This is a genomic window from Bradyrhizobium icense, assembly GCF_001693385.1.
Classification (GTDB): Bacteria; Pseudomonadota; Alphaproteobacteria; order Rhizobiales; family Xanthobacteraceae; genus Bradyrhizobium; species Bradyrhizobium icense.
On record NZ_CP016428.1, the window covers coordinates 7,618,749 to 7,643,004 of the forward strand.

The 24,256-nt window shown below is 61.9% G+C and carries 17 protein-coding genes; 8 read left to right on the plus strand and 9 right to left on the minus strand.

Translation table 11 applies throughout. From position 1 onward, the window contains the following. Positions 1-4 precede the first annotated feature (4 nt). Positions 5-3,856 (plus strand): methionine synthase, encoded by a 3,852-nt coding sequence (gene metH, locus LMTR13_RS35370; RefSeq protein ID WP_065733240.1) that lies wholly within the window; start codon positions 5-7, stop codon positions 3,854-3,856. A gap of 101 nt (positions 3,857-3,957) precedes the next feature. Next, positions 3,958-4,620, plus strand: coding sequence for a maleylacetoacetate isomerase (gene maiA, locus LMTR13_RS35375; RefSeq protein ID WP_065731773.1), 663 nt, complete (start codon positions 3,958-3,960; stop codon positions 4,618-4,620). 287 nt (positions 4,621-4,907) lie between these two features. Here the strand turns inward: maiA and LMTR13_RS35380 are convergent, their stop codons facing one another. From LMTR13_RS35380 to LMTR13_RS35420, 9 genes are all read right to left on the minus strand, one after another. Next, a complete protein-coding gene (locus LMTR13_RS35380) occupies positions 4,908-5,537 on the minus strand; it encodes a glutathione S-transferase family protein (protein WP_065731774.1) in 630 nt (209 codons plus the stop codon). 174 nt (positions 5,538-5,711) lie between these two features. After that, a complete protein-coding gene (locus LMTR13_RS35385) occupies positions 5,712-6,305 on the minus strand; it encodes a GNAT family N-acetyltransferase (RefSeq protein ID WP_065731775.1) in 594 nt (197 codons plus the stop codon). A gap of 36 nt (positions 6,306-6,341) precedes the next feature. Continuing rightward, on the minus strand, positions 6,342-8,531 hold the full coding sequence (locus LMTR13_RS35390) for a DnaB-like helicase C-terminal domain-containing protein (protein WP_156795914.1): 2,190 nt from the start codon (positions 8,529-8,531) through the stop codon (positions 6,342-6,344). A gap of 322 nt (positions 8,532-8,853) precedes the next feature. Further along, positions 8,854-10,359, minus strand: coding sequence for a glycerol kinase GlpK (glpK, locus tag LMTR13_RS35395; protein WP_065731777.1), 1,506 nt, complete (start codon positions 10,357-10,359; stop codon positions 8,854-8,856). A gap of 253 nt (positions 10,360-10,612) precedes the next feature. Then, positions 10,613-11,386 carry an SDR family NAD(P)-dependent oxidoreductase gene (locus LMTR13_RS35400; RefSeq protein WP_065733241.1) on the minus strand — a complete coding sequence of 258 codons (774 nt, stop codon included), beginning with the start codon at positions 11,384-11,386 and terminating at the stop codon, positions 10,613-10,615. 150 nt (positions 11,387-11,536) lie between these two features. Then, entirely contained in the window at positions 11,537-12,679 is a 1,143-nt protein-coding gene (gene pimD, locus LMTR13_RS35405; RefSeq protein WP_065731778.1) for a pimeloyl-CoA dehydrogenase small subunit, read from the minus strand. A 183-nt stretch (positions 12,680-12,862) separates the two neighbouring features. Beyond that, the gene (pimC, locus tag LMTR13_RS35410; RefSeq protein WP_065731779.1) at positions 12,863-14,053 is read right to left on the minus strand and encodes a pimeloyl-CoA dehydrogenase large subunit; all 1,191 of its coding nucleotides are present in this window, start codon (positions 14,051-14,053) and stop codon (positions 12,863-12,865) included. Positions 14,054-14,230: 177 nt separating this feature from the next. Then, positions 14,231-15,922 carry a dicarboxylate--CoA ligase PimA gene (gene pimA / locus LMTR13_RS35415; RefSeq protein ID WP_065731780.1) on the minus strand — a complete coding sequence of 564 codons (1,692 nt, stop codon included), beginning with the start codon at positions 15,920-15,922 and terminating at the stop codon, positions 14,231-14,233. 128 nt (positions 15,923-16,050) lie between these two features. Next, a complete protein-coding gene (locus LMTR13_RS35420; RefSeq protein WP_065731781.1) occupies positions 16,051-18,147 on the minus strand; it encodes a 3-hydroxyacyl-CoA dehydrogenase NAD-binding domain-containing protein in 2,097 nt (698 codons plus the stop codon). Positions 18,148-18,308: 161 nt separating this feature from the next. On the opposite strand from LMTR13_RS35420, the gene LMTR13_RS35425 reads away from it, so the two are divergent. The 6 genes from LMTR13_RS35425 (at position 18,309) to LMTR13_RS35450 (ending at position 24,121) form a co-directional block, all read left to right on the plus strand. Next, entirely contained in the window at positions 18,309-19,172 is an 864-nt protein-coding gene (locus tag LMTR13_RS35425) for an IclR family transcriptional regulator (protein ID WP_065731782.1), read from the plus strand. 69 nt (positions 19,173-19,241) lie between these two features. Next, entirely contained in the window at positions 19,242-20,039 is a 798-nt protein-coding gene (locus LMTR13_RS35430) for an ABC transporter ATP-binding protein (protein ID WP_065731783.1), read from the plus strand. Further along, the gene (locus LMTR13_RS35435) at positions 20,036-20,749 is read left to right on the plus strand and encodes an ABC transporter ATP-binding protein (protein ID WP_065731784.1); all 714 of its coding nucleotides are present in this window, start codon (positions 20,036-20,038) and stop codon (positions 20,747-20,749) included. The genes LMTR13_RS35430 and LMTR13_RS35435 overlap by 4 nt, the downstream gene beginning before the upstream one ends. 11 nt (positions 20,750-20,760) lie before the next feature. After that, positions 20,761-21,639, plus strand: coding sequence for a branched-chain amino acid ABC transporter permease (locus LMTR13_RS35440; protein WP_065731785.1), 879 nt, complete (start codon positions 20,761-20,763; stop codon positions 21,637-21,639). A gap of 2 nt (positions 21,640-21,641) precedes the next feature. Continuing rightward, the gene (locus LMTR13_RS35445; protein WP_065731786.1) at positions 21,642-22,655 is read left to right on the plus strand and encodes a branched-chain amino acid ABC transporter permease; all 1,014 of its coding nucleotides are present in this window, start codon (positions 21,642-21,644) and stop codon (positions 22,653-22,655) included. 236 nt (positions 22,656-22,891) lie between these two features. Further along, positions 22,892-24,121: an ABC transporter substrate-binding protein gene (locus LMTR13_RS35450; protein ID WP_065731787.1), complete on the plus strand. Its 1,230-nt coding sequence runs from the start codon at positions 22,892-22,894 to the stop codon at positions 24,119-24,121. The last annotated feature ends 135 nt before the right edge of the window (positions 24,122-24,256 follow it).

The following is a 24,256-nucleotide window of genomic DNA, read 5'->3' on the forward strand; positions in this document are numbered from 1 at the left end:
TCCGATGAGTGTTTCGATTTCACCGAAGCGAACTGCCCTGCTTGCCGCCGCCCGCGAGCGCATCCTGGTGCTCGACGGCGCCATGGGCACCATGATCCAAGGCCTGCAGTTCGACGAAACAGCGTTTCGCGGCGAGCGTTTCAAGGACTTCCATCGCGACGTCCGCGGCAATAACGACCTCCTGATCCTGACGCAGCCAAAGGCGATCGAGGACATTCACGCCGCATATCTTCGCGCCGGCGCCGACATCGTCGCCACCAACACGTTTTCGTCGACCTCGATCGCGCAGGCCGACTACGACATGTCGGACCTCGCCTATGAGCTGAACCGCGACGGCGCAAAACTCGCCCGCGCCGCCGCCGAGCGCGTCTCGGCAGAGGACGGCAAACCGCGCTTCGTTGCCGGCGCACTCGGCCCGACCAATCGCACCGCCTCGATCTCGCCCGACGTTTCCAATCCCGGCTACCGCGCCGTCACCTTCGACGATCTGCGCAAGACCTATGGCGAGCAGGTCAACGGCCTGCTCGACGGCGGTGCCGATCTATTGCTGGTCGAAACCATTTTTGACACGCTGAACGCCAAGGCGGCGCTCTACGCGATCTCGGAAATCACGGAAGAACGCGGCATCGACGTGCCCGTGATGATTTCCGGCACCATCACCGACAAATCCGGCCGCCTGCTGTCCGGGCAATTACCGGAAGCGTTCTGGAATTCGATCCGCCACGCCAAGCCGATCACGGTCGGCTTCAACTGCGCGCTCGGCGCGGAAGATCTCCGCGCCCATATCGCCGATATCGGCCGCGTCGCCGACACGCTGGTCTGCGCCTATCCGAACGCCGGCCTGCCCAACGAATTCGGCCAGTATGACGAGACGCCGGAATATATGGCGCGGCTGATCGGCGAGTTTGCCGAAGCCGGCCTCGTCAATATCGTCGGCGGCTGCTGCGGCACCACGCCGGACCATATCGCCGCAATTGCCGCGGCCGTCGCCCCGCACAAGCCGCGCATTGTGCCGACCATCGAGCCGCGGCTGCGGCTGTCGGGGCTGGAGCCATTCGAACTGACGCCGGCGATTCCGTTCGTCAACGTCGGCGAACGCACCAACGTCACGGGCTCGGCGAAATTCCGCAAGCTGATCACCGCAGGCGATTACACCGCAGCACTGCAGGTGGCGCGCGACCAGGTCGAGAACGGCGCGCAGATCATCGACGTCAACATGGACGAGGGCCTGCTCGATTCCGAAGCCGCGATGGTGACGTTCCTCAACCTCGTCGCCGCCGAGCCCGACATCGCGCGTGTGCCTGTCATGGTGGACTCGTCGAAGTTCAACGTGATCGAGGCCGGCCTGAAATGCGTTCAGGGCAAGCCGGTCGTCAACTCGATCTCGATGAAGGAAGGTGTGGAGAAATTCATCCACGAGGCCCGCATCGCGCGCCGCCATGGCGCGGCGGTCGTGGTGATGGCGTTCGACGAAATCGGCCAGGCTGACACGTTCGCGCGCAAGACCGAGATCTGCAAGCGCGCCTACGACATCCTGGTCGACGAGGTTGGCTTTCCGCCCGAGGATATCATCTTCGACCCGAATATCTTCGCGATCGCGACGGGCCTTGAAGAGCACAACAATTACGGCGTCGACTTCATCGAGGCGACGCGCTGGATCCGCCAGAACCTGCCGGGCGCGCATATTTCCGGCGGCGTCTCCAACTTGTCGTTCTCGTTCCGTGGCAACGAGCCGGTGCGCGAGGCGATGCACTCGGTGTTCCTCTATCACGCCATTCATGCCGGCATGGACATGGGCATCGTCAATGCCGGCCAGATGATCGTCTATGACGACATCGATCCCGAGCTGCGCCAAGTGTGCGAGGACGTCATCCTCAACCGCGATCCCGGCGCTTCCGAGCGGCTGCTGGCGCTCGCGGAAAAATTCCGCGGCAAGGAGAAGCAGACAAAGGAGCAGGACCTCGCCTGGCGCGAATGGCCGGTCGAGAAGCGGCTGAGCCACGCGCTGGTGCACGGCATCACCGAGTTCATTGAGGAGGACACCGAAGCCGCGCGGCTGACGGTGGAGCGGCCGCTCAACGTGATCGAAGGGCCGCTGATGGCAGGCATGAACATCGTCGGCGATCTTTTCGGCGACGGCAAAATGTTCCTGCCGCAGGTGGTGAAGTCGGCGCGCGTCATGAAGCAGGCGGTCGCCTATCTCATGCCGTTCATGGAAGAGGAGAAGGCGCGCAATCTCGCCAATGGCGTCACCGGCGACGGACGCAACGCCGCCGGCAAGATCGTGCTGGCGACCGTGAAGGGCGACGTCCACGACATCGGCAAGAACATCGTCGGCATCGTGCTGCAATGTAACAATTTCGAGGTGATCGACCTCGGCGTCATGGTGCCCGCGACCAAGATCATCGAGACCGCGAAGGCGGAAGGCGCCGATATCATCGGGCTCTCCGGCCTGATCACGCCCTCGCTCGACGAGATGAGTTTCCTGGCCGGCGAGATGGAGCGGCAGGGCATGAAGATGCCGCTGTTGATCGGCGGCGCCACGACAAGCCGCGTCCATACTGCCGTCAAGATCGACCCGAACTATAAGGGCGGTCCGGTGGTGCATGTCAACGACGCCAGTCGCGCCGTCGGCGTGGCATCGTCGCTGCTCTCGCCCGACAAGCGCGAGGCCTATGCCGCCGACATCCGCGCCGAATACGCCAAGATTTCCGCCGCGCATCTGCGCGCTCAGGCCGACAAGAAGCGGCTGAAGCTTGCGGATGCCCGCGCCAACGCAGTCAAGGCCGATTTTGCCAAATCGCCGCCGAAGAAGCCGTCGTTCCTCGGTCTGAAGAGTTTTGATGCCTATGATCTGGCGGAGCTTGCCGAGTACATCGACTGGACGCCGTTCTTCCAGACCTGGGAGCTGACCGGGCGCTTTCCTGCCATTCTCGACGATCCCAAGATCGGCGAGGTCGCGCGCTCGCTCTATGACGATGCTCGCAAGATGCTGGAGCGCATCATCAAGGAGAAATGGTTCACGGCTCGCGCCACGATCGGCTTCTGGCCGGCCAATGCGGAAGGAGACGATATTGCGGTTTATGCCGACGACAGCCGCAAGCAGAAGATCGCGACGTTCCATACGCTGCGCCAGCAACTGGAGAAGCGCGAAGGCCGCTTCAACGCCGCATTGTCGGATTTCATTGCGCCTGCGTCTTCGGGCGTCTCCGATTATATCGGCGGCTTTGTCGTCACGGCAGGAATTGGCGAGGACGCGGTGGCCGACCGCTTCAAGAACGCCAATGACGATTACTCCTCGATCCTGTGCAAGGCGCTGGCCGACCGGCTCGCGGAAGCTTTTGCCGAGCGGATGCATCAGCGCGTCCGCAAGGAGTTCTGGGGCTACGCGCCGGACGAGGCGCTGACCTCGGATCAGTTGATCCTGGAGCAATATGCCGGCATCCGTCCGGCGCCCGGCTATCCCGCCCAGCCCGACCACACCGAGAAGGCGACGCTGTTCCGCCTGCTGGATGCGGAAAACACCGCCGGCGTGAAGCTGACCGAGAGCTTTGCGATGTGGCCGGGCTCGTCGGTATCGGGGCTGTATTTCTCCCATCCCGAAAGCTTCTATTTCGGCGTCGGCAAGATCGAGCGCGACCAGGTCGAGGACTATGCCGCGCGCAAGGACATGAGCGTCGCCGAGACCGAGCGCTGGCTGGCACCGGTGCTGAATTATATTCCCTCGCAGGAGCAGCCGGCGGCGAAGGAGCCCGCGCCGATCGCGGTCGTTCCCGCCAACGACGTTACCTCGCATCCGCCGGGATGCACCTGCGCCGTGCATCTCGCCTGGCGGAAGAAGGCAGTGGGGGCCTGACTTGTCATCACCGGGCTTGACCCGGTGATCCATCTTCAAGAGAGTTTTCGTGAAGCGATGGATGCCCGGGTCAAACCCGGGCATGACGGAGTGCGCCTCCCATGAAATTCTTCTCCTTCTGGCGATCGCTGGCGAGCTTTCGCGTGCGCATCGCGCTCAATCTGAAAAACGTGCCGGCCGAAGTGATCTTCGTCGACATCGACGCCAACGCGCATCGCGATCCCGAATATCGCCGGGTCAATCCGCAGATGGCGCTGCCGGCCCTGGTCGAGGATGACGGCACCACGCTGTTCCAGTCGCTCGCCATCCTCGAATATCTCGATGAGAAATACCCCTCCCCGCCGCTGCTGCCCACTGACCTCGCCGGCCGCGCGCGCATCCGCGCGCTGGCGCTGATGGTTGCCTGCGAGGGACACCCGCTCTTGACGCCGCGGGTGCGCCGCTATCTCGACCACGAGCTGAATCTGCGCGACACGCAGCAAGCGGCATGGCGGCGGCACTGGATCGTGGAAACGCTGGCGGCACTCGAGGGGCACCTCGCTGATAACAAGGACACCGGAAAATTCTGTTATGGCGATGCGCCGACAATCGCCGATATCTGTATGGTCGGCCATGTCACCGCTGCGCTGAACCAGCAAGTCAATCTGGCGACCTATCCGACGGTGAAGCGCATTTTCGAGACCGCGATGGCGCTGCCGGAATTTGAGAAAGCACATCCGCTGGCGCAGCCGGATACGCCGGAGGCGATGCGGGCGAAGGGGTAACCGGCGAAGGTGTTTCACCCTCCCCTGGAGGGGGAGGGTCGGCTCACATGGAGCGCAGCGAAATGTGAGACGGGGCGGGGTGATCTCTCAACTCGGGCGGTGTTGGACGTGGAAAGACCGTCACCCCGCCCCGCCGCTGCGCGGCGACCCTCCCCCTCCAGGGGAGGGTGAAGAGCCCTCACCCCTTCGGCGCGGCCAGCGGCTCCTGAAAAAATCGCGAAAACAACCCCATGCAAAGTAGGATTGGGCTGGCTCCGCCGCCGTGGCCGGGCCCGGCTCCGCCGAGTTCAATCGCCGCTCGGCGGCGCCAGCGGCTGCACGATTTCCTGGAACGGCGGCAGCGCCTCGCAAGCGGCGGAATGCGCCTTCAGCGCCGGATAGCGCGCGTCGAACAGCGCCGGATGCGCCTCGCCGACGAAGCGCAGCACGCAGGCGACGGCGATATCGGCGTGGCCGACTTTCTCGCCGAACCAATAGGGCGTCTTCACCGCGGCGCGCTCCTTCTCCAGCACCTCCAGCACGCCCGCGATCTGGGCCTTGCAGCGCTCGACCCAGAGATCGAGCTGCTCCTTGCGCAACACGCGCTCGTACAGCAGGCTGACGCCCTTGTCGCCGAGCCCCATCGCCAGCGCGCAAATCCGCAAATGTCGCCAGCGCGCCTCGCCGCTCCGCGCGATCATCGCCTTCTCGGGTCCTATGCGATCGTCGAGATAATCCAGGATCATCGCGCTTTCGATCAGCGCCTCCCCGCCATCAAGCACCAGCGTCGGCACCCGGCGCAGCGGATTATAGGGCGCGATCTTGTCGGCATCGCCGAAGGTCGACCACGGCTTGTGCTCGAAGTCGATGCCATAGAGCCGCATCGCGATGGCGACGCGGCGGACGAACGGGGAGTCGTATTGGCCGATCAGGATCATTTTGCTTTTTACCACTCTTCGGGGCGGACGGAATCGCCAGTGTAATGGACTGTCATACCCCGCGAAAGCGGATATCCGGTACGCTACGGCGGTTCGGTTCTGTCGCAACGTCTCTGGAATACTGGACCCCGCCTTCGCGGGGATGACAGCCGAGGATGAGGATGCGCTACTGCTTCACTCAATCACCGGCACATGCCGCGCAACCTCGCGCGGTGCGGTGCCGTCGAGCCGGGGATCGTCGGTGATCTCGATCTGGCGCCGGAAGGCGCGAAAGCCCGAGCGCTGGTAGAAGGCGAGTGCGGCGGGGTGGTCGAAGGTGCAGGTGTGCAGCCAGACGCGGGCAACCGGCCGCGACCAGGCGATCTCCAGCGCGCGGTTCATCAGCCAGCGGCCGGCGCCGGTTCCGACCAGTTTTGCGGTGACGCCGAACATGCCGATTTCGCACTGGCCGGGCTCGCGAAAATCCAGCTCGAGCAGGCCCTCGTCGCGGCCGTTATCGACCAGCGCGTAGACTTCGAGCTGCGGCGAGTGAAGCCGTGCCGCGAGTTCGGCGTCCGCCATCTGCATCCGCGAGAACCACAGCCATTCCTCGCCGACGCGACGATAGAGATCGCGAAACCAATCGAGCGGCGGCGTCTCGACTCGGCGCAGTGACCACGCTCGGGGTTGATCGAAGCGCAGCGCGGGACGCGTGGTCATTTCCAGATGCGTGACGATGGCGGCAATTTTGCCGGCGGGAACGTCCGAACAGCCGTCGGGCAGCATCATCCAGCGCTACTCCCCCTCTTAGCACTCGCGCTCGTACTACGTAGCGAGATCACTAAATGAACCAATGTTCGCCTCAAACATTAGGTTTATCGTACCGGTGGCTCCGTTTCGCTGCTTAGCAACTATGAGCTCTGCTAGGCCAAAACTCAATTCCATCTCCGAAACCCATTTCGAATACTCGTAACTGTCCGGCGGCGGCTCTTCCTGGGCAAGATAGTAATCATCTCGGTGTAGAAACATAATCACATCGGCGTCCTGTTCGATCGCGCCCCTGTCGTTGAATTCCTCTAGACGAGGTCGCTTATCTCTCCGTCTTTCAACCTTCGACGGCAGTTGTGCTAGAACCAGGATCGGAATAGCCAAATCTTTAGCAAGTTTCTTAAGTTCGCGGGTTACTTGTAGAGAACGGCTCCTTGATTCTCCAAAATTCGTGCGGGCGGCTACCCGCAACAGTTCGAGATTATCGATAATCAACAAATCAAGTCCCTTCTGAGATTTGAGTCGATGAGCTCGAGCCGCAAGTTGCTCAATTGAAAGAGCCGTAGTTTCATCAATGAAAAAGGGAAGGGCTTGAAATTCGATGGCTTGATCGCGGATGATTTCGAATTCCTTCTCGGAAATTGCGCCGCCACGAATAACACCGATCGGAATTCTGCCTTGCTGTGAGATAACTCGCGTTGCGATTTGCTCCGAGGACATCTCTAGCGAAAAAAGTCCCACGACACCGCCATCGACGGTCGTTTTACTTCCATCCTCGCGGACCTCCGTTCTCCATGACCTTGCAACGTTGTAGGCGATATTGGTAGCCAAGGCTGATTTGCCGATGCCGGGGCGACTAGCTAAGACTATTAGCTCTGAGGGCTGCAACCCGACGATCTTGCGGTCAACGTCAACAAACCCCGTTTTGAGGCCTGGCCCCGTGCGTACAAAAGCGCGGGCTGCCGAATCGAGTGCACCTACCAACGCTCTGGAAAACTGATGAAGACCTTGTGTCAGCGGCGGCTGGAACGGCAACGCTGGCTCGCGAGCATCATTGCTTCTGGCCTCAGTGAGCCGATCGAGCTCTAACCTCGCCTGCTCGATCTGCGTCATGGGTGACGAATCGACCCGCTCATCGCAAGCGGCACTTACTATATTTTCGCCGAGACGGATTAGTTCACGACGTAGTGAAAGCTCGAAGACTATCCGTGCATTCTCACGCGCCTCGGCTAGCGTTACCGCCTCTGTCTCAAGAACATTGAGATACTGCCCAACGGTCAAGCCGCCTAGGTCGGCATCCACTGGAACAGACTTTCCGACTGCTTCCAACGTTATTCTCTCGCCGGCTTGCGCCAAACTAACCGCTGCTTGAAGTATCACTTGATGGATTGGTTCGAAGAAGTGTCGCGGCTCAAGAGACCCTAAGAGATCGGGTAGTGCTTCACTATTGGCGATGACAGCGCCCAAAACACGCTGCTCGGCCTCGATGCTATGAGGTATGGGACTATGATCGGCCTGCACCAGCGTAGCGATCGCCCCAGGCGTGCTTCTGTCAGCCTTTATCTCAAGCGGCAGAGTAACAACTGATCCAACGTCGGGTTTGCTACGAAAGTTTGCATAGCTATCGAAAGGATTCGTGCCGATCGGATCTAGCACAAACCGCTTCAGCCAAGCCGGCGGGACACCGATCTGCTCGCTCTGAGGCAGACGTCCACTTCTTGTTGCACTTCGATGATATACTAATCGCGGGACAGTATTAATCGTTCCAATTGTGCTGTTATCAAAGATATAGGAGCGATCGGATGACCTTATCGCCTGCTGCAGCAAATTCATTGTGCGGAGCCAGCGCTCGCGAACTTTATCTTCAGGAACCGCGTGGCCTCCTTGAGCAACGCGGAGAGCCACACGCTCGACATTGGTCTGGGGATCGTCGGTGCCTACAAAATACAACAGAACTGTATAGTCCGCCTCCTTCGCTCTCACCAATATGTCAACCTTGGACGGATGAGACATTACTGTCTCAAAGCTGAAGCTTCGCTTCGCCCGTATGCAAGCGTCTCTTCGACTGTCAGCGATTGCTTGAGCTTCTCTGGTGCGCTCAGCGAGCGTGCCGCTCAATTCAGCGGCTATTTCGTCGGGGTTGATATACTCGCCTAGATCAACGCCGTTTGCTAACAGATGTCGAGTAAGAGTCGTTTTTCCGGCTCCGTTAGGACCGGCAACCATAAGCAGAAACGGTTCGCTCAAAAATAAGCTCCAACCGATTTTAAGCTACGGAACGCCCCGCTTTTTGTTTGGCAGAAGCATTATCGTTTGGAAGGTCAGCGACAGGGCCTAAATCTTCGATACGACCGTCCGGATAGTATCGTATTCTGCGGCCATCCCGTGAGCCAGTGACAGAATGACCTGCTGCAAACGCCTTCCGGGTCGCAGTAGACCATGCCCCGCTTGCGAGAGCGGCCAAATCGGTTGCCGTTAGATCTGTTACCTTCTTGGTCATGTGCGCAGTATACATTGCTGCATCGGCAAAATATAGGAGGTAATCGTTAAGTTTGGGTCTTCGAGGTCCTTACCCCTCCCCCTCATCACTCGCCAGCACGCCCTTAACCGCCCTCGCCCAGCCCGCCAGCTTCCGTTCTCGTGTCGCCTTGCTCATCGCCGGCTTGAAGCGGTGTTCGAGCCGCCAGTTGTCGGCGAACCTTGCCGGCTCGGGATAGACGCCGGCGTTCAGCCCGGCGAGATAGGCGGCGCCTAATGCCGTGGTTTCCTGGATCATCGGGCGGTCGACCGGCGCGTCGAGCAGATCGGCGAGGCGCTGCATGGTCCAATCGGACGCGGTCATGCCGCCGTCGACGCGGAGCACGATGTTGGCGGCGGTTGCGTCCGGCCAGTCGGCGCGCATGGCGGCCCAGAGGTCGAAGGTCTGGTAGCAGACGCTTTCCAGCGCGGCATGGGCGAGTTCGGCGGGGCCAGTGTTGCGGGTGAGGCCGAACAACGCGCCGCGGACGCGCGGATTCCAGTAGGGCGCGCCTAAGCCCACGAAGGCCGGCACCAGATAGACGCTCTGCATGGAATCGGATTTGTCGGCGAGCGGGCCCGTCTCGGATGCCTGCTTGATGATGCCGAGGCCGTCGCGCAGCCATTGCACAGCGCTTCCTGCGACGAAGATCGAGCCTTCTAGCGCATAGGTGCGTTTGCCGTCGAGCTGATAGGCGATGGTGGTGAGCAGCTTGTTCTTCGAGGCGACCGGCATGGTGCCGGTGTTAAGCAGCGCGAAGCAGCCGGTGCCATAGGTCGACTTGATCATGCCAGGCGTGAAGCAGGCCTGGCCGATGGTTGCGGCCTGTTGGTCGCCGGCGATGCCGGATACTGCGATCGGGCCGCCGAACAAGTCGGGCACGGATTCACCGAACTTGGCGGAGGAATCTTTCACCTCCGGCAGCATTGAGCGCGGCACGCGCAACAGCTTCAGGAGTTCGTCGTCCCACTCGCCGGTGTGGATGTTGAACAGCAGCGTGCGCGAGGCGTTGGTGGCGTCGGTGGCGTGCACCTTGCCGCCGGTCAGCCGCCACAGCAGATAGCAATCGACGGTGCCGAACATCAGTTCGCCGCGGCCGGCGCGCTCGCGCGCGCCCGGCACGTGGTCGAGGATCCAGGCGACTTTGGTGCCGGAGAAATAGGGGTCGATGATCAGGCCCGTCCTGGCCGAGATCGTGGGCTCATGGCCTTCACTTTTTAATTTGGCGCAGATATCGGCGGTGCGGCGGTCCTGCCAGACGATGGCGCGGTGTACCGCCTGCCCCGTGGCGCGGTCCCAGACCACCGTGGTCTCGCGCTGGTTGGTAATGCCGATGGCGGCGATGTCTTTCGCTTTCAGGCCGGCCTTTTCCAGCGCCTGGCGGCAGACCTGTAACGTCGAGGTCCAGATGTCCTCCGGCTCATGCTCGACCCAGCCGGATGCCGGGAAATGCTGCGGGAATTCCTGCTGTGCCGTGGCGGCGATGGAAATGTCGCTGCGGAACACCATGGCGCGTGAAGACGTGGTGCCCTGATCGATGGCCAGCACAAAGGACATGACGTTGCTTCCCCGAAGGATTGTTGGTTGCGCCAGAGGCAATCCGATTGGGAGGCGAAGGTCAAGTTGGGGACGATGGCACCTCACCCTCCCCTGGAGGGGGAGGGTCGACGCTCATGAAATGAGCGGCGGGGTGGGGTGACGGTCTGTCCTCTCGATCAGTGCCCGAGTGGAGAGATCACCCCACCCCGACTCGCATTTCGCTACGCTCATGCGAGCCGACCCTCCCCCTCCAGGGGAGGGTAAGAAGTAACTACGTCGCCGCTGTCGTCACGCCGCCATCCACTACGATGGTCTGGCCGGTCATGAACGTCGAGGCGTCGGAGGCGAGGTACGCCACTGCACCCGCGATTTCGTCGGGTTCGCCGATCCGGCGCAGCGGCGTGGTGGCGGTGCGGCGCTTGAGGAGGTCGGCGTCTTCCCAGAGCGCACGGGCGAAATCGGTTTTCACAAGGCCCGGCGCCACGCAATTGACGCGGACGCCCTTCGGGCCCCATTCGCCGGCGAGGCTGCGGCACAGCGCGAAATCTGCCGCTTTCGAAATGCCGTAGGCGCCGATCACGGTCGAGCCGCGCAGGCCGCCGATGGAAGAGATAATCACCACCGAGCCGTTGCCGCGCTCCGCCATCCGCGGGATCGCCAGCGCGCAGAGCCAGATGTTGCTCTTGACGTTACTGCCCATGATCTTGTCGAAGGCCTCGTCCTTGATGTCGAGCAGCGGACCGTAATACGGATTCACCGCGGCATTGCAGACGAGGATGTCGACCTTGCCGTAGTGCTTGGTCGTGCCTGCGATCAGTGCCTCGACTTCCTCGCGGCGTGAGATGTTGCAGGGAATGACATGGGCATCGCCGCCCGCCTGCTTGATGCCTTCGGCGACCTCGTGACAGGCGTCCGCCTTGCGGCTCGAGATCACGACCTTCGCGCCGAGTTTGGCCAGCAGTTCGGCGGAAGACCGGCCGATGCCGCGGCTGGAGCCGGTGATGACGGCGACTTTGCCGGTGAGATCGAACGGGGTGTTTTTCATTGTTTTTGTCTCCGCGTGGTCCACACACTCCACCGTCATCGCCCGGCTTGACCGGGCGATCCAGTACACCGAGGCAGAAGTGATGATGGTGAACTCTCTGGAATACTGGGTCCCCCGCTTTCGCGGGGGATGACAGTCTGAATGCGGCAACTACACCAGCCCGCCCGCGTCGGTAACGCGGCGGAGGTGGTAGTCGGTGTCGCCAAACGTATTCTCGATCATGGTCAGCCGCTTGAAGTAGTGGCCGATCTTGGCTTCCTGGGTCATGCCGATGCCGCCGTGGAGCTGGATCGACTGCTGGCCGATGAACTTGCCTGACTTTCCGATCTGCACCTTGGCGGCGGCGACAGCGGTTGCTCGCTCCTTGGCGTCGTCGAAATCGGCCGCCATGGTCGCGAACATCGACATGCTGCGGGCCTGTTCGAGGGCGACGAACATATCGGCGGCGCGATGCTGCAGGGTCTGGAAGCTGCCGATCGGCACGCCGAATTGCTTTCGCGTCTTGAGGTATTCGACCGTCGTCTTCAGCGATTCGTCCATCGCGCCGACGGCTTCCGCGCACATCGCGGTGCGGGCTTCATCGACCACGCGCTCGATCAGCGGCAGGCCGTTCTCGGGATCGCCGATTACAGCATCTGCGCCGACCTCGACGCCGGTGAAGGTGATGTCGGCCGCATGCTGCCCGTCTTGGGTTGGATAGCCCTTGCGGGTGACGCCTTTGGCATTCGCCGGCACGAGGAACGCGCCGATGCCGGTCCTGTCGCGCCGGCTGCCCTTGGTGCGCGCAGTCACGATCAAGGTGTCGGCTTTCTCGCCGTTGAGCACGACGAACTTTTCGCCGTCGATGACGTAAGCCGCGCCCTTCTTCTTGGCCGTGGTCGAGACATCGGCGAGGTCATAGCGCGAGTTCTTCTCGAGCTGCGCGAAGGCAAAGGTCTTGCTGCCGTCGATGATGCCCGGGATATGCGCGGCCTTCTGCTCGGCCGAGCCGCCATGGCGCAGGAAACCGCCGCCGACCACGACGGTGGCCAGATACGGCTCCAGCACCAGCGCCTTGCCGAGCGCTTCCATCACGATCATGGTTTCGACGGCACCGGCGCCAAAGCCGCCATCGGCTTCCGCGAACGGCAGGCCCAGCAAGCCCTGCTCGGCGAGCTTGCCCCAGACGGCCTTGCTCCAGCCGCCCTTCTCCTTCTGGTACTTCTTGCGCGCATCGAAATCATAGGAGTCGGTCAACAGACCGTCGATGCTCTCCTTGAGAAGGCGCTGCTCCTCGGACAAATCAAAATCCATGTTCGTTACTTTCTCCGGCTAACCAAATTCGTCGTCATGCGCGGGCATCCGCGCCCCACCCTCAGTCGTCATCCCCGCGAATGCGGGGATCCAGTATCCACCGGCGCTCTTCGTGAATCACGACTGCCGCGGCGTACTGGGTCCCCGCGGGGACGACGTGCGTTGTTGTGACGCGATCTTGCCCTAAAGCCCCAGCACCGCCTTGGTGATGATGTTGCGCTGGATCTCGTTGGAGCCGCCGTAGATCGAGACCTTGCGGTTGTTGAAGTAGCTCGGAGCGATCTGTGCGGTCCAGTCCATGGTCTCGTTGGAGGCGTCGTCGCCATGCTCGTCGTAGGGAGCTGCGAACGGGCCGATCACTTCCATCAGAAGTTCGGTGGTGGTCTGCTGGATTTCCGAACCCTTGATCTTCAGCACCGAAGATGCCGGGTTGGGCTTGCCCTTGCCGTGCTTGCCCTCGTCAGCGACGACCCGGAGCTGCGTCAGTTCGAGCGCCTTCAGCTCGATCTCGCAAGCCGCGAGTTTTTCGCGGAAGCCCTGGTCCTCGATCACGGGCTTGCCGTTCGATTCGACCTTGGAGGCGAGCTCCTTGATGCGGCGCAGCCGCTCCTTGGAAACGCCGACGCGCGCGATGCCGGTGCGCTCATTGCCGAGCAGGAACTTGGCGTAATCCCAGCCCTTGTTCTCCTCACCGATCAGATTCTCGACCGGCACCTCGACGTCGTCGAAGAACACTTCGTTGACCTCATGGCCACCGTCGATGGTCTCGATCGGACGGACGGTGACGCCCTTCGACTTCATGTCGAACACGATGAAGGAGATGCCCATCTGCTTCTTTGCCGTGGTGTCGGTGCGGCACAGGCAGAAGATCATGTCGGCGTGCTGCGCCAGCGTGGTCCAGGTCTTCTGGCCGTTGATGATGTACTTGTCGCCCTTGCGCTCGGCTTTTGTTTTCAGCGAGGCGAGGTCCGATCCCGAGCCCGGCTCCGAAAAGCCCTGGCACCACCAGTCGTCGACGTTGGCGATGCGCGGCAGATACTGCTTCTTCTGCTTCTCGTTGCCGAAGGTATAGATGACCGGCCCGACCATGCTGACGCCGAAGGCGAGCGGCGCCGGCGCTGGATGCATCTGCAGCTCTTCGTTGAAGATGTAATGCTGCACCGAGCTCCAGCCGGTGCCGCCATATTCCTTCGGCCAGTGCGAGACACCCCAGCCCTTCTTGTTCAGGATGCGCCACCAGGCAATCATCTCGTCCTTGGAGAGGTGACGGCCCTCGACCATCTTGAGCCGCGTCTCCGGCGGCACGTTGTCCCGGAAGAAGGCTCTCACTTCTTCACGAAACGCGATTTCTTCCTTGCTGAAAGCGAGATCCATCGGACCCTCCTGTGAGCGAAGTTGTATTCTGTAACGCGAACTCTTTGTTTCCGTCGTCCCTGCGAACGCAGGGACCCATAACCACCGGCACCAGTTTTGCGAAAGCCGTCTCCCCAAGTGCCCCAAACCAGGGCCGCGGCGTATGGGTCCCTGCGTTCGCAGGGACGACGGCGGAGTTTAGGAACGGCCTCCTGTTGCGGCTTGTTGTTTGATCGCTGTGGCCTGCGGCGGCGATTGCTGCTGACGCAATTCGTGGCGCGACAGCTTGCCGACCGGCGTGCGCGGCAATTCCGCGACGAACTCGACGGCGGTCGGCAGCTCGTGCTTGCCGAGCTTGCCCGCGAGGAAGCTGCGCAGCTCATCGATGGTGAACGGCTGAGCGTCCGCGCGCAGCGTGATGAAGGCTTTCGCCGACTCGCCGCGGTAATCGTCGGGGATGCCGATCACGATGACTTCCTGCACCGACGGATGGGTGTAGATCGCCTGCTCGATCATCTGCGGATAGACGTTGAAGCCGCCGGAGATGATCATGTCCTTCTTGCGGTCGACCAGGTAGAAATAGCCGTCGGCATCCATGTAGCCGACGTCGCCGGTCAGGAAGCGGTCGCCGACAAAGGCTTCCGCGGTTTCCTTCGGCAGGTTCCAGTAACCCTTGATGACGTTCGGCCCCCTGATGCGGATTTCGCCGGTCTCGCCGACGGACAGCACCTTTGTCGGGTCGTCCAGCGACACAACGTCGATCTCGATGCCGGGCAGCATCACCCCGACCGAACCCGGCTTGTCCGGTCCATCCTCCGGATGCGCGGTGCCAGCAGGGGACGTCTCGGTCATGCCCCAGCCGCTCCTCAGCTTCATGCCGACCTTGCGCTCAAAAATCCTTGCGACTTCCATCGGCAGCGGCGCGCCGCCCGAGCCGGCGGTGCGTAGCGATGAGAAATCACGCCTGTCGAGATCGGGCAGCGCGGCGATGGCGATCCACATCGTCGGCACGCCGGGAAAAACGGTGGCGCGCTTGACCTCGATGTCGCGCATCACGGCCTCCACATCGAAGCGCTGGTGCAGCGAGACCAGATTGCCGCGGCGGAGCGAGGAGAGCATCACCACGGTCAGCGCAAAGATATGGAACAGCGGCAGCACGCAGATCACGCGTTCGATCGCGTTACGCGCGGCGCGTGCCGGCCTACCCCAGACGTCGTAGATCGAGACCGCCGAGGTCAGGTTGCCATGGCTGAGCATTGCGCCCTTCGGCAGGCCCGTTGTGCCGCCGGTATATTGCAGCAAGGCGACGTCATCGGCCGAGATGGCAGGCCATTGGCTCGGCTTGGCCGCGCCGTCCGTGAATTGTTTGTAAGTATTGATCTTGGGATTGTCCGGCAGCGCCGTCTGTGGCGTGCCGACCTTGCCCCAATGATCGTCCTCGCAGACGATCAGCCTGTCGATCAGTCCTTTGTCGAGAAACTTCAGCGCGGTCGGAAGCAGCGCGGAGAGATTGCTGGTGACGACGATGCGCGCGCCGGAATCGGTGAGCTTGTGCGACAGCGCGATTTCGCCGTCGAGCGGTGACAGGTGCACGACGCGGGCGCCTGCCTTCAGTGCGCCGAAGAAATTGATCGGATGATCCGGCGTGTTGCCGAGAAACAGGGCGACCGACGCGCCCTTGCCGTAGCCGGCGCGCAGGAAAGCGCTTGCGGCAACCTCGACCTTGTCCTCCAGCCCGGCATAGCTGATCGGCTTGTCGCGGAATTCGAGCGCCGGGCGTGAGCCGAACTCGGCGACGGCGGTCGACAACAGATCGGGCAGTGTGCCGCGCGCGATCGTCTCGTCCCAACGGACGCCTTGCGGATAGAACTGTTCGCCGGGATGGGTCATGGAATCCTTTTAGCTAGCTCAGCAATCGTCATTCCGGGGCGCGCGAAGCGCGAACCCGGAATCTCGAGATTCCGGGTCTGGTGCTGACGCACCATCCCGGAATGACGTCTCGCGAGAGCGCGCTCCCATCAAGCCGCCTTCGACTGCTGCGCCAGCGACGCGAACGTCTTGCCTTCGGCGGCCAGGCGCTTGAGCAGCGGCGCCGGTTCGAGCGAGGGATCGTTGGTCTCCTTGGCGTAATAGGAGAGACGATCGGCAATATGCTTCAGCCCGACCTGATCGGCATAGAACATCGGGCCGCCGCGATAGATCGGCCAGCCATAGCCATAAAGCCAGATGACGTCGATGTCGCTCGGACGCGCGGCGATGCCCTCTTCGAGGATGCGTGCACCCTCGTTGATCATCGGGTACATCATGCGCTCGAGGATCTCGTCGTCGCTGACGACGCGCTTCTTGCGGCCCATCCGCTGCAAGGTTTCGTCGATCAGCTTCTCGACTTCCGGATCGGGCAGCGGCGCGCGCGAGCCGCCTTCATACTTGTAGTAGCCCTTGCCGGTCTTCTGGCCGAAACGGCCGGCCTCGCACAGCGCGTCGGCGATTTCCGACTTGATGCCGCGGTCCTTGCGCGAACGCCAGCCGATATCGAGGCCGGCGAGATCGCTCATCGCGAACGGCCCCATCGGCATGCCGAACTTGGTCACCACGGCGTCGACCTGCTGCGGCAATGCGCCTTCGAACAGCAGCTTTTCCGACTGCTTGCCGCGCTGGGCCAGCATGCGGTTGCCGACAAAACCGTCGCAGACGCCGACCACCGCCGGCACTTTTGCGATCTTGCGCGCGATCGACACCGCGGTCGTCAAGGCATCCGGGGCGGTCTTGTCGGCGCGGACGATCTCGCACAGCTTCATCACGTTGGCCGGCGAGAAGAAGTGCATGCCGAGGATGTCCTGCGGACGTTTTGTGACCTTCGCGATCTCGTCGATGTTCAGGTACGACGTGTTGGAGGCCAGCACCGCGCCAGGCTTGGCGTGCTTGTCGAGCGCCTCGAATACCTCCTTCTTGACCGCCATGGTCTCGAATACGGCTTCGATCACAAGGTCAGCGTCCTTGACGTGCTCGAGGCCGACCTTGCCGTCGATCAGGCCCATGCGCTTGGCCGGCGCATCGGCGGGAATGCCGCCACGCGCCGCCGTCGCCTCGTAATTCTTCTGCATCACGCCCATGCCGCGCTTGAGCTGTTCCTCGCCGGTCTCGATCAGCGTCACCGGGATACCGGCATTGGCAAAGGACATCGCGATGCCGCCGCCCATGGTGCCGGCGCCGATGATGGCGACGCGCTCGACCGGGCGCGGCTTGGTACCATCAGGCACGCCGGCGATTTTTGCTGCTTCGCGTTCCGAGAAGAACGCGTAGCGCTGCGCCTTGGACTGGTCGCTGGCAACGAGCTTGAGAAAACCCTCGCGCTCCTTCTTCAGCCCTTCATCGAACGGCAACTCGATGGCGGCGCGCACGGCGTCCGCGGCAGCGAACGGCGCTTCCAGCCCCCTCGCCTTCTTGGTCAATGCGGCGACCGCGTTGGTAAAGATCGAGATGTCGGCCTTGGCGGCGGCGAGCTTGGAATCGTCGTCACGCAGCTTGCGCAGGGGACGCTTCTCCGCCAGCACCTTGAGCGCAAAGGCTTCGCCGCCCGACGCCGGCCCCTCGACGATTTCCTCGATCAGGCCGTTCTTGAGCGCCTCCGCCGCGCTGATCGGGTCACCGCTGACGATCATCTTGACCGCAAGCTCCGGCCCGACGGCGCGCGGCAGCCGCTGGGTGCCGCCGGCGCCCGGCAGCAGGCCGAGCTTCACCTCGGGCAGGCCGAGCCTGGCCTCCTTGACCGCGACGCGATAGTGGCATGCCAGCGCGACTTCGAGACCGCCGCCGAGCGCCGTGCCGTGGATGGCGGCGATGATCGGCTTCGGCGAGCTCTCCATGAGGTCCAAAACTTCGGCGAGACCCGGAGGCTTCGGCGGCTTGCCGAATTCGGTGATGTCGGCGCCCGCGATGAAGGTCCGGCCGGCGCAGGTCAGCACGATCGCCTTCACTTCCGAATCCGCAATCGCGCTCTTCATGCATTCGAAGATGCCGCCGCGCACCGCGGCGCTCAGCGCATTGACGGGAGGGCTGTTGACCGTGACGATGGCGATGACGTCATGACGCTCGAGTTTTACCACTTCGCTCACGGAACTCTCCCTGGATCGCTTGTTCTTGGATACCGCTCAACTTGCGTTGAGTGGCTACGGCTTCACCAATTTCGCACTGCGAAATTTAATTCCACATCTTGACAGGCAGGGTTATTTTGAAGCACGTCCCTTGTCAACGAGCTCATCAACAGCGGTAGGGAATGAAGCGTCCAGGGAAGAAAGTGGCGACTGATCGCAGCTTTGTCGTCGCGCTCTCCCGCGGACTCGATGTGTTGCGCGCATTCCAACCCAATGATGGGCTTCTCGGCAATCAAGAACTCGCCGCCCGTACCAAACTGCCGAAGCCAACCATTTCCCGGCTGACCTATACCCTGACCAAACTCGGGTATCTTACACCCGTTCCGCGCTTCGAGAAGTATCAGCTCGCGCCATCAGCCATGGCGCTGGGGTATGCCGCCCTCGCCAATCTCGGCGTTCGGCATTTGTCCGAGCCTTATCGCGAAGCGCTGATGCGCGAGACCGGCGGCGCCGTCGCGGTCGGCGGACGCGACCGTCACAGCATGATCTATTTCGGTCAGAGCCGCACCGGGCTGCTCGGCGTGCAGCTTGACGTCGGCTCACGCGTTCCGATCGCGACCACCGCGATGGGGCGGGCCTATATCTGGGCACTGCCCGACGACGAACGTGCCTCGTTGTTGCGCGAACTACGCGACCACTACGGCAATCGCTGGCCCAAAATGCGTGACGGCATCGAGCGCGCGGGCGAAATGCTCGCGCGTCACGGATTCACTATCTCTGCCGGCGAATGGCAGGACGATGTGCACGCCGTAGGTGTGCCGCTGAAGCTCAGCGACGGAACCGGACCGTATGCCTTCAATTGCGGCGCGCCCGCTTTCCGCTTCACGGAAGATCGTTTGATCAACGACATTGGACCTCGCCTTGTCACGATGGTAAGGAACATCGAAGCAGCGCTGGGCGGCGCAGCACCACAATCAAAAAAATCAGAGAACAAGAAGTTGAAAGCAGGAGGAAGAGTTGCACGTTTGGCCGAGGGGATCAGATAGCCTTCACCATGACCGGCAAAAATATTTGCGCGGTCATTCCCGCTCCGTGATCAGGGCGGGCGGGACGAGATGACGCAGGCACAGCTCGCGCGGGGCAATGCTCCCCTGCTCGCGGTCCGCGACGTCAGCGTCGTGTTCGGCGGCATCATCGCGCTCAACGGTGTGTCCTTTGACATGCACAAGGGAAACATCCTCGGGCTGATCGGGCCGAACGGCGCCGGCAAGACGACGCTGTTCAATTGCCTCTCCAGGCTCTACCAGCCGTCTTCCGGCGACATCCTGATGGAGGGCGTCAGCATCCTGACGCGCCCACCGCACCGGATCGCCGAGATCGGCATCGGGCGCACCTTCCAGAACGTCGCGCTGTTTCCCAATCTCTCGGTGCTCGACAACGTTCGCGTCGGCACCCATTCCCGTTCCAACAGCGACATCATCAGCGACTCCTTGCGACTGGGCTGGGTGCGCCGTGGCGAGGCCGAACTCAACAAGCACGTCCACGAAATCGTGACCTATCTCGGCCTCGATGACGTCGCCCACACCATCGTGTCAGGCCTGCCGTTCGGTACCCAAAAACGGGTCGAACTGGCGCGCGCTCTGGCCGCGGATCCCAAGATTCTGCTGCTCGACGAACCCGCCGGCGGTCTCAATCACGAAGAAGTCCACGTGCTCGGCGACCTGATCAAGCGCATTCGCGACGAGCGCCACATGACGGTACTGCTGGTCGAACACCACATGGGTCTGGTGATGTCGATCGCCGACCATGTCGTCGCACTCAACTTCGGCCGCAAGCTCGCCGAGGGAACGCCGGCCCAGGTCCAGGCCGACCCGGATGTCATCAAGGCCTATCTCGGGAGCAAGGACCAATGACCGCGATGCTCAACATCAAGGATCTCCGCGCCTATTATGGCCAGGTCCAGGCGCTTCATGGCCTCAGCTTTTCCCTCAACGAGGGCAGCCTGACCACGTTGCTCGGCGCCAACGGCGCCGGCAAGACCACCACCTTGCGGGCGATCTGCAACATGGTGCGTTCGACCGGCGCGATCGAGTTCGAGGGCAAGCCGCTCTCCGGCAAGTCGACCGAAAACGTCGTCCGTCTCGGCATAGCGCATGTGCCGCAGGGCCGCGGCACCTTCACGACCATGACGGTGGAGGAAAACCTGCAGTTGGGAGCCATCACCCGCAACGACAAGAAGGGCGTGGTGGCCGACATCGAGCGCATGTACGAGCACTTTCCCGTGCTCAAGGAACGGCACACCCAGCAGGCTGGCACGCTCTCGGGCGGCGAGCAGCAGATGCTCGCCGTTGCGCGTGCGCTGATGCTGCGTCCACGGCTGATGCTGCTGGACGAGCCGTCGTTCGGCCTCGCACCGCTGATCGTGCGCGAACTGTTCAAGATCCTCGGCAAGATCAACCGCGAGGACAAGGTCACCATTTTGGTGGTGGAGCAGAACGCGCAACTTGCGCTGGAGCTCGCGGACAAGGCCTACGTCATTGAAACCGGACGCATCGTGATGTCGGGAAGCGCTGCCGAAATCGCGAACAACGAAGACGTCCGCAAATCCTATCTCGGTTATTGAGGAGCGCAGCCGTGGAGCTTTTTATCAACCAAGTCCTGGCTGGCATTGCCACAGGTGCGATCTACGCCTGCATGGCGCTCGCCGTCGTCATGATCTACCAGGCGATCGACCATCTCAATTTCGCCCAGGGCGAAATGGCGATGTTCTCGACCTTCATCGCCTGGCAGCTAATGCAATGGGGGGTGCCCTATTGGTGGGCCTTCCTGATAGCTCTGGTCGTCTCCTTCGCAGGCGGCATTGCCATCGAGCGCGCGTTGTTCAAGCCGCTTGCCAAGGCGCCGGTCCTGACCAACGTCGCCGGCTTCATCGCATTGTTTGCGATCGTCAACAGCGTCGCCGGGCTGACCTGGGACTTCACCATCAAGCAGTTTCCGACACCGTTCGGATCGTCGCCTTTTCTCGGCAGTCAGCTGATCTCGACCCATCAGGCCGGCATGATCGGCGTCACGGTGGGGCTGTTGATCCTGCTCTATCTGTTCTTTCAGTTCACCCGGATTGGCCTTGCGATGCGCGCCGCCGCCTCGCTGCCTGAATCGGCTCGTCTCGTCGGTATCAACACCTCCTGGATGATCGCGCTGGGCTGGGGCATGGCGTCTGCGATCGGCGCGATCGCCGGCATCCTGATAGCGCCAGTGGTGTTCCTGGAGCCGAACATGATGGGCGGCGTGCTGATCTACGGGTTTGCCGCGGCCGTCCTCGGCGGACTGACCAGTCCGCTGGGCGCGGTTGTCGGCGGCTTCCTGGTCGGCGTATTCGAGAATCTCGCCGGGACCTACATTCCCGGCGTCGGTAACGAGTTGAAACTGCCGATCGCGCTTGCGCTGATCATCACCGTGTTGGTTCTCAAACCGGCGGGCCTGTTTGGCCGGCCCATCGTGAAGCGAGTTTGATCATGAGCGCAGTTGAGGAAGTCGCAAACGAAGCACCGGCGGTCGAGGCCGTCCCGAAGAGAGCCATGACGCTCGGCTACGGCACCTCGCTCGTGGTGCTGGGGTTGCTGATCATCGCACCGATGTTCTTGAAGAACTTCTTCGTCTTCCAGATGACGATGTTGCTGATCTACGCGCTGGCGGTTCTGGCGCTGAACATCCTGACCGGCGGCAGCGGCCAGTTTTCACTGGGCCAAAGTGCCTTCTACGCGGTCGGGGCTTACACCTCCGCCATCCTGATGGAGCATATGGGCGTAAACTACGCCCTGACGTTACCCATTGCCGGCATCATCTGCTTTGGCTTCGGGTTCTTGTTCGGTCAGCCGGCGTTGCGTCTGAGCGGCATCTATCTGGCGCTGGCGACATTTGCGCTGGCGGTGGCCATGCCGCAACTGCTGAAGCTGGGCTTCTTCGAGCACTGGACCGGCGGTGTGCAGGGACTGGTCGTGACCAAGCCCGATGCACCGTTCGGCCTGCCGATATCGCAGGACAGGTGGCTGTATTACTTCACGCTCGTGATCTCGATCGGGATCTATATTGCCTCGGTCAACCTGCTTCGGTCGCGCTCCGGCCGCGCCTTCATGGCGATCCGGGACAACGAGATCGCGGCCTCCGCCATGGGTGTCGACGTGGCGCTGTACAAGACGCTGGCGTTCGGCGTCTCGGCCGGCATCACCGGCGTCGCCGGCGGTCTCGGCGCCATCGCGGTGCAGTTCGTGGCGCCAGACGGCTACACCATCACACTCGCGATCTCGCTGTTCCTCGGCATGGTCGTCGGCGGCGTCGGCTGGCTGCCAGGATCGATCGTGGGAAGCGCCTTCATCATCTTCGTGCCGAATATCGCCGAACACATATCCAAGGGCCTCTCCGGCGCGGTGTTCGGCGTGCTCTTGTTTATTGTCATCTTCCTCGTGCCGCATGGCGCAAGGCAGGTCGCAATTGTTGCGCAGCAGATGCTCGGTAAACTGAAGAAGTAACTTCACGCCGCGGGATCTGCTCGGCGACATCATCAGCGGCGAACTCGGCCGTTAACCAATATTCCGCCGGGCGGTAGTTTCCCGGATCATCCGACTAAATACCGCCCTCCGCGACGCCGTCGCGGGGGGCTTTTTGTTGCTGGACGCAACCGAAAGGTATTCAATGAGGCCCAAGAGCCGCCAAGCGCTCCAATCAAAAACAATGACACAGTCACCGATCCTAGGGAGATCAAAAAATGTCCGTTATCAATTTGCGACTGGGAGCCTTTGCGGCCGCCCTCGCATTGCTTGCCGCAACCAGCAGCGGCGCATTTGCACAAAAGAAATACGACGTCGGCGCCAGCGACACCGAGATCAAGATCGGCAATATCATGCCCTATAGCGGACCGGCCTCCGCTTACGGCGTGATCGGAAAAACCGAAGAGGCCTATTTCAGGAAGATCAATGCCGAGGGCGGCATCAACGGCCGCAAGATCAACTTCGTCAGCTACGACGACGCCTACAGCCCGCCAAAGACGGTCGAGCAGGCGCGCAAGCTGGTGGAGAGCGATGAAGTCCTCCTGATTTTCCAGCCGCTGGGAACGCCACCGAACACCGCGATCCAGAAATACATGAACACGAAGAAGGTACCTCAGCTATTTGTCGCCACCGGCGCCACCAAGTGGAATGATCCGAAGGACTTCCCCTGGACGATGGGCTGGCAGCCCAACTACCAGAGCGAGTCGCAGATCTACGCCAAATACATCATGAAGGAGAAGCCGAACGCCAAGATCGCAATCCTTTACCAGAACGACGACTACGGCAAGGACTACGTCAAGGGACTGAGGGACGGCCTCGGCGCCAAGGCGGCCTCGATGATCGTGATCGAGGAGAGCTACGAGGTGTCGCAGCCGACCATCGATTCCAGCATCGTCAAGCTGAAGTCGACCGACGCCGACGTGTTCTTCAACGTCACCACGCCGAAATTCACCGCACAGGCGATCAAGAAGATGAACGAGATCGGCTGGAAGCCGATGCACATCCTCAACAACGTCTCGGTCTCGATCGGCAGCGTGATGAAGCCGGCCGGCTTCGAGAATTCGCAAGGCATCATCTCCTCGGCGTACCTGAAGGATCCGACCGATGCGCAGTGGAAGAATGACGCTGGCATGAAGGCCTGGAACGAGTTCCTGGACAAGTACTATCCCGAAGCCAACCGCGCCGACGCCTCGGTGATCTACGGCTATACGGTAGCCCAGACCCTCGTGCAGGTGCTCAAGCAGTGCGGCGACAACCTGACCCGCGAGAACGTGATGAAGCAGGCGGCCAGCATCAAGAACCTCGAGCTCGGCGGTCTCTTGCCGGGCGTCAAGATCAACACCAGCCCCACCGACTTTGCTCCGCTTTCACAGTTGCAACTCATGCGCTTCAAGGGCGAGACCTGGGAGCGCTTCGGCGATGTTCTTAGCGGCGACGTCGGCGGCTAGAGCTCCGGCCGTTGTCCACTAAAGCAGCAGCCCCTGCGGCTTTGCCGCAGGGGCTTTTTGTTGTGAGGCTTCCGGCAAGATGGTAATCACGAGGCGTCAAAAGAGCCTTGCTCAAGGGGCCGGACGATTAGCACT